Origin of the sequence: Parapedobacter soli (assembly GCF_025460835.1) — a bacterium.
GTDB lineage: Bacteria > Bacteroidota > Bacteroidia > Sphingobacteriales > Sphingobacteriaceae > Parapedobacter > Parapedobacter soli.
The window spans coordinates 42,658-49,317 of the sequence record NZ_JAMXAY010000039.1 but is presented as its reverse complement, the minus strand read 5'-3'; the positions used below and the strand labels follow the sequence as shown (position 1 = coordinate 49,317).

Annotated in this window: 4 protein-coding genes; all 4 read right to left on the bottom strand. The window is 52.0% G+C overall.

What is annotated here, in order from left to right; translation table 11 throughout:
- Positions 1–26 precede the first annotated feature (26 nt).
- Complete coding sequence (locus NGM62_RS15680) at positions 27–473, bottom strand: hypothetical protein (RefSeq protein WP_262249203.1); 447 nt, start codon at positions 471–473, stop codon at positions 27–29.
- Between the two features lie 78 nt (positions 474–551).
- The gene (locus NGM62_RS15675; RefSeq protein ID WP_262249202.1) at positions 552–2,183 is read right to left on the bottom strand and encodes a M28 family metallopeptidase; all 1,632 of its coding nucleotides are present in this window, start codon (positions 2,181–2,183) and stop codon (positions 552–554) included.
- 46 nt (positions 2,184–2,229) lie between these two features.
- Entirely contained in the window at positions 2,230–2,874 is a 645-nt protein-coding gene (locus NGM62_RS15670; protein WP_262249201.1) for a SprT-like domain-containing protein, read from the bottom strand.
- 179 nt (positions 2,875–3,053) lie between these two features.
- On the bottom strand, positions 3,054–6,584 hold the full coding sequence (locus NGM62_RS15665; RefSeq protein WP_262249200.1) for a LamG-like jellyroll fold domain-containing protein: 3,531 nt from the start codon (positions 6,582–6,584) through the stop codon (positions 3,054–3,056).
- Between the last annotated feature and the right edge of the window lie 76 nt (positions 6,585–6,660).

Sequence of the window (6,660 nt, the reverse complement as noted above, 5' to 3'; positions counted from 1 at the left end):
CCCTGCAAATCCAATCCCCAAAATTCTTAAAAGCGAAATCCCTGGCCCAATCCCGGAGGCCACACTTGCCAAGGAATGCGCGAGAGGATGAGTATCAGCGCGATAAGATAAAAAGCGAGTACCGTTCCGTTCTGTTTTTTGGGTATGGTCAGCTTCTTTGCCCGCGAGTAGCCCACCGTGATGAGTACGATGGCAATGAGCATCACAAGCGGGTGCTCCAAGAAGTAAAGCCGGGCTGTGCTGTTCTTCATAGCTTCGCCCGATGCGCCTTGGAGGCCCAATGGCGACACGAAGTAGACAACCAAGCCCACTACAAGCTGTAGGTGCGCGCATATCAAGCCTAATAGCGCCATTTTACGGTTGTAGCCCTTGTTTTGCAAGTAGGCAAATAACACATATAAAATTGAAATCAGCAGTCCCGCCAATAATACATAGGCTAAGGTAGAATGTAAGTGTTTGAATCCGGTGTACATTTTTTTGTTGTTAATAGTTATTATTTAGTCGCTAGTATCTGGTATTTAGACAAGTATCTTTTGTCTATCGTCTCCTCCCTATCTCAATCTCTGCTCTCCGAGCTCTTTGAATTCAGACCCCGCTTTCCATTTCGGAAAAGTCCTTTCACGGCTCAGTGTATAGCCCACGTCGAATGCGACTTCGATGTCCGCGATCATACCGCCTACATCCCATAGTTCGTCATATTCATCGCTTACATGGTGATACCGTTTACCGAATGCTTCCCGAAGGCTGGCAATCTCTGTACTGTCTTTGCCGATGACATCGCTCCCGCTTCCGGTGTACAGTGCGGGGATACCGACTTTGGCGAAATTAAAGTGGTCGGAACGGAAAAAACTTCCAGAAGACGGGTTGCCGCCCGGCACAATCGTCCGTCCGTGCTTTTCAGCTGCCCGGCTAGCATAGTCGTCCATTTCAGACTGGCCCAGCCCAATCACAGCGAGATCATTGGTACGCCCAATGGCACTCAATGCATCGATATTGATGTTTGCCACGGTTTTGTTCAGTGGATAGACCGGGTTACCGGCATAATAAGCTGAGCCGAGCAATCCTTCCTCTTCAGCCGTGACCGCGAGAAACAGTATGGAACGTTCTGGAGGTGTTTCTATAGTTTTGAAGGCTTTTGCCAACTCAAAGAGTGCCGCAACACCGCTTGCGTTGTCAATGGCACCATTATAGATGGAGTCGCCATCTACGGGCTCGCCTACGCCGAGGTGATCCCAATGGGCGGTATAGATCACATATTCGTCTGGGTATTTGCTACCCGATACTTTGCCGAGTACGTTGTTTGAAGTCGACTTGCGGACTTGGTTTTGTATGGAAACGCTGGTCGTGACGTTGAGTGGCACCGGCTTGAATCCCGGTTTCTTAGCTTGGGCTATTAAGTCGCCATTGCCTGCCAGGTCGAAAAGCTTTCCTGCGGTTTCCGATGTAATCCAGCCCTCGAATGCGGCCCGCGATGCTCCGCTATCAGGTGTTTCCAAGGTCAACTGCGGGCCGGTCCATCCGCTCCGCACCACATTCCATCCGTAGCTGGCGGCCCCGGTCTCGTGGATAATCAGCACGCCGGTAGCTCCTTGGCGGGCGGCCTCTTCAAACTTATACGTCCAACGGCCATAATAGGTCATCGTATCGCCCTTGAAAAGGTTGTCGTCATAGAAACCCGGGTCGCCGACCATTACAACGACCGTCTTGCCCTTGGCATCGAGCCCGGCATAATCATCCCATTGGTATTCGGGGGCCACAATGCCAAACCCCGCAAAGACGAGCTCCGTTTCGGGAATGTTTATCTGGGTGTCGGTCCGTTGGCTCCCGATTACGTAGTCGTCAAGGTAAGCCAGTCGGAATTGGTTGCCATTTCCACGGAATACCAATTCGCCGGCCGGGTCTGACGTGATTTCAACCATCGGGACTTCCTGGAAATAACTGTTGCCATTTCCCGGTTCCAGTCCGATTTTTTCGAATTCATCCGCGATGTAGTTCACGGTAAGCGTATCGCCTTTGGTAAACGGTTTACGGCCCAGGAATTCGTCAGCCGAAAGTGTCTTTACGTAAGAGATGAAGCTCTCGGCATCAAAAGCAGGAGAGCCGGTATCCCGAGAACTGCTGCCGTCCGGGCTGCCGCATGATGCGAGCACGGCTGCGATACCAAGAAGGATGAATCTCTTCATAGCAATGAAATAGGTGCTAAAGTAACAAATAAATATTTGATAATGTTTAATAATTCCCCGCTTTCTCATCTTCCACTATTATTACTTCCGCAATTGGACTGAATAGGTATACTCGTTGGGTCTTCACTTCGATGCATCGGTATCGCTTTCTGATTTTTTCTTTCCTCTGGAATACCCGCCCGTTCTTTAATGCAAATACCGTATTTTCAGGTAGTTGCTCCACCGTCTTTGCCGGGCCGGTAGTTGTATCATACCGTCTCAGAACGCGGTACAGCTGCAGGTCGGTACAGCTGGATGCCGCGGGGTTGTCCAGGTAGCGCATGATAGCCTGCTGCACATCATCAGGAAACAGCCCCGATTGGACAAAAGGGCGCATGAGTTGCCTGAAATCCGCTTTCCATTCCGATCCATGGGGCTTTACCTTGTTCTTATAAGTATTCCATGTTTTCAAATGGGCGAACTCATGCACGGTAGTGATTAGGAATGCGTAGGGATTAAGGTTGTGGTTTACCGAAATGCGGTGCCCATGCCCGCCATGTGGCGGGCGGTAGTCGCCCAGTTTCGACGTACGGCTCCGGCTGATCCGGAAAAGACAACCGCTGTCGTTGATCCAACGCGAGATGATCGGTGCAGCCGAAGCGGGCATGTATTTGCTGAGCTGTGCGGTGTAGTCCTGCATCGGTGCAAACATAAGGTAAACAGAGGAGTAATCATAGGCAAAGAAGCGCCCGGTGTGAAAAAGTTGAATTCCCACCGTTTAGTTACGATAATCATGTAGCGTTACGCGATAGCCGGCTTTCCCGGATAGGAAAGCCGGCTTGTCTGCTAAGAAAGCTCGCCTTTGGAACCTATCGGCGGGCACACATAGACTTATTTCACACGGAATGCGGATAAGACCCTGCCGAACAACTTATCGATTCCGTTTACCGTCAGCTCCCGATCAGAGAGTACGCTGGCAGGTTTGATGCGGACGCCGGTTTCCACCGGTACGCTGAATACTTGTTGAGTGGCTACATTGTTGATTCGGGTAACCACCTCCACGTTGAGGTCCTTGCGGCCACCCCGATTGAGTAATTCTATGCCCCCAATTCCTTGTTTAATATTGAACTCCAATTGGTTGGATGGGCCTATCGGGATGTTTTTGATGCGGATGGTGGCATGGTCGCCACCCACGCCCAATTTGTTTTTGATTTCCAAATCGACATTTTTCGCACGTGCCGCATCCAGTTTTACCCGGCAGAAGTTTGTCGCCAGGTCGGCCACTTCAACCGTATGGCTTTCGTTGGCATTGAGCGTACTCTGGAGGCGGATTTCACTGAGCCCACTCTTTACTATGTAGTCCAATTTACCTTGCCGCGATCCCTTGATTTTGTGGATGAAATTGCGGTTTGCGTTGGCGTTTACCAATTTCAACAGTGCAGTTTTTTCCGCTTTGGAGATCTTTTTCAGCATTTCCGGGTTGTTTACCACGTAGTGGGCGTAACGGCCCTCGGCCAGTTGCACGGCAGCCTTGGCTTTCGGCTGTGCCGTTCGGCTCACGCTGGCAGTGAGTAACGTCTTTAGGGTTTTGCCGGCCAACGGTGTGGCCACGATGTCTTTGAGGCCGGCCGTTTTCGGGAGCTCGCGCCGAACGAGGATGCTGCCCGGCTTGATTCCCGATTGGAGGCCCGTGTATCCCATAAAAAATTCAGATGGATCGCCGCCACCCTTTATGATGTTGCGTGCACGTGTCCCGAATGCATCCAGGTCTTTGCCATTGGTATCGGTGATCGACACGGTTTCCCCGTCATCGGCCAAAATGATGATGGTCCCGGCGAGTAGGAGCAGAATCAAATCCCATATCGGTACCCGTTGCTTGCTGTCTAAAATGGAAAAAGGAGCATAATGGAAGCGCCCGCCCGACCACTGGCCGCCTGTGTAGGTCCGCCCGCCTACGTACCGGAACGTATTGTTGTCGGGGTTCACAGTCAACACTTTCTCCTGTCCGGGGAAATTCGGGTCGAGAATGGTTATTCTCCAGGGTTTTGTGCTTTTGTCCCATTTCACCGGTAGTATGCAATGCGGTCCGCCGGTGAAGTCGTAGTTCTGCGCGATACAGATTACCGGGTGGCTGCCCCGATTGAAAGCACTGAGCGTGTCGTTGAAAACGGACACAGGGCTGTGGGTATTGCCGGTTATAAACTGGCCCAAGACCCACCATATCGCGTTGGCACCCACTTGATACGCATGTTTGATGTTCACTTCGTTACGGATGGTATTCCAATTCGTAAACCGGTTGAGCGGCATGCTGAACTGGCTGTTCCCTTTTCGCGCGTAGATGCCTTCGAGCGACATGCCATAGCAGTTACCCCCGTTGGCAATACCTTTAACCGCGATTTCGTAGAACGCCTTTTCCAACCAGTCGCTCACGTCCCACCATTCGGTTTCTGAATCCACGCCACGGAATGCGCTCGCGTATTGGCTGTAGGTTAGGGTGGGGGTAGACCGATTAGCTACGCCCCACCATTTGGCCGTTTCCGATAGACTAGCGATATTGACTTCAGGTTTCACCGACCAGGTGAGCGATTTGATTTGGCTGAAAGACACCTTGTAAATGCCATCGTTGTTGCGTAGGCCCCAGGCATTTGCAGCCGTCAGCTGGTGTTCGTATTTGCCCATCTCGTCGTCGCCTCCTATCGGGTCCGACTCCTTGATGTGGATGTGTAAGGTAGCTTTCAGGTTCAACTGGTTTGGGACCACCGTTACCGGAATGGTATAATTGACGTCCACTATGTTTTTGCCACCCCACGCGCCTGATGAAGGCTTGCGCGACGAATGTTTCACAGTACTTCCAACGGTTAATTTCAACCGGTTGATGTAGAGATCGTTTTGTCCCATGCCGAAGCCTTCGCTTTCCTTTGAGTCGATTCGACCGATCCAAACACGGAAGGGCCGGGCTACTTTGACGGAGTCGTAATTTCCGTACCAAAGGATGCTGCCTTTTTGGAAGGTATTGGCACGCCCCGCGCCTGCATAGTTCGGAATATCGGCTTCGTTGGAGGTCGGGAATCCGAGGTCGCTGAGCGGACCGCCCAGTTCGTGGTACTTCCGGCGGATATCGCCGTGTACTTCATAGGCGCCAGTGGCTCCGCTCCAGTAGATGGTGCAGGTTTCGAATTCGGAGAATTTTCCAATAACAGAGGTCCCATTTTTGATATCACACTCATTGGTTACGGGATATCCCCACTTGGCGACGCCGCCCATAGCAAGCAGCCGCGTAAGGATGCTGCCATGCACCTCATGGGCCTGCGGTGCGCCATGACGGTAGTACATGCGGCAGCCCTGGAACTCCTGTTCCAAACCGCCGGCGATGGACCGCTGCGATTTGGTGGGGAAACCGAGTACGCGGGATTCGCCTAGGTTTTCATATTCGCGATAGATGTTATCCAGTACCGGCGCGGCGCCGGTGGCAGATGACCAATAGATCCCGCCCTTGGAAAAGAGACTTTTCTTGCCACCGCTTTTAGTCGCATTTACTTCGTCGGTAACGAGGTAGCCCAGCTCATCAGGGTTGCTCAACGTTCGGAATTTCGCATAGATGGCCCCTTTCATGGCGAATGCCACGCCAAGGGAATGATGGAACATGATGGCGCAGTTGGCATAATGCTGGATATAAGCTTGGATGGCGGTACGTGTGGATAATCCGGCCGTGCGCTCCCCCGGATTGAACTGTTTTTTCACCGATTCCAGTTTATAGGTGATATGCCATTCGGGGTGATTGCGCCGTTCGTCCAGCTGGTCTTCCAACGCAGAGGGGATACCGTCGAACAGTTGAAATGCGGCTAGTTCTCCAAGAAACTGGTCGCGGGCGCCATCTGTCCATGTGCCAAAATAAATGTTCCCCTTTTTCGGTGGTGTAATCTTACCTGCGGGAAAAGCATGCACCGCTACCAGTGTGCCATCGATGAAAAGCGCAGCGGTATCGTAGTCGTATACAAGTGATGCGGTGTACCAAACGTTTGTGCTCAGTTCCTGTTTGTAGGCGGTGTCGGGGCCCGCCCATCCATGGCTGTTGGGCTTCACGGTCCCTACGATGTTGAAACTGTTGTTTGTCTTGCCCTTAGTAAGGAACATTGAAAATGGCAACCGGGTCGATTCGGCCAGATTCTGCCGATTGGTTACCGGTTTGGTTACCCTGAAAACGACGTGTGTACACCACCGGGCAGCGTTGACCGCCAGGTCGGAGACATCGCATACGGCTTTGCCCTTGGCATCAAAGCTCAGTGCATCCGGCAATTTGCCGATGTAGGTATTCCCCGGTGCGCCTGCCGATGACGTGCCCGAAAGGGTTACCGGAAACGAGCCGTCGGGGTTCCCGACGGTGTCGGTCCCGAAACGATAATCTAATAGTAGCTTTTCCATAAGACTGGTTGTTAGTAAAAAAAGGTGTATCAATGAATTACAGAACAAAGCTATATGGCAATAAAAGGGTGTGCAA

Coding starts and splice junctions, on each gene's coding strand:
- NGM62_RS15680 (WP_262249203.1), bottom strand. CDS start 473: ATGTACACCGGATTCAAACACTTACATTCTACCTTAGCCTATGTATTA.
- NGM62_RS15675 (WP_262249202.1), bottom strand. CDS start 2,183: ATGAAGAGATTCATCCTTCTTGGTATCGCAGCCGTGCTCGCATCATGC.
- NGM62_RS15670 (WP_262249201.1), bottom strand. CDS start 2,874: ATGTTTGCACCGATGCAGGACTACACCGCACAGCTCAGCAAATACATG.
- NGM62_RS15665 (WP_262249200.1), bottom strand. CDS start 6,584: ATGGAAAAGCTACTATTAGATTATCGTTTCGGGACCGACACCGTCGGG.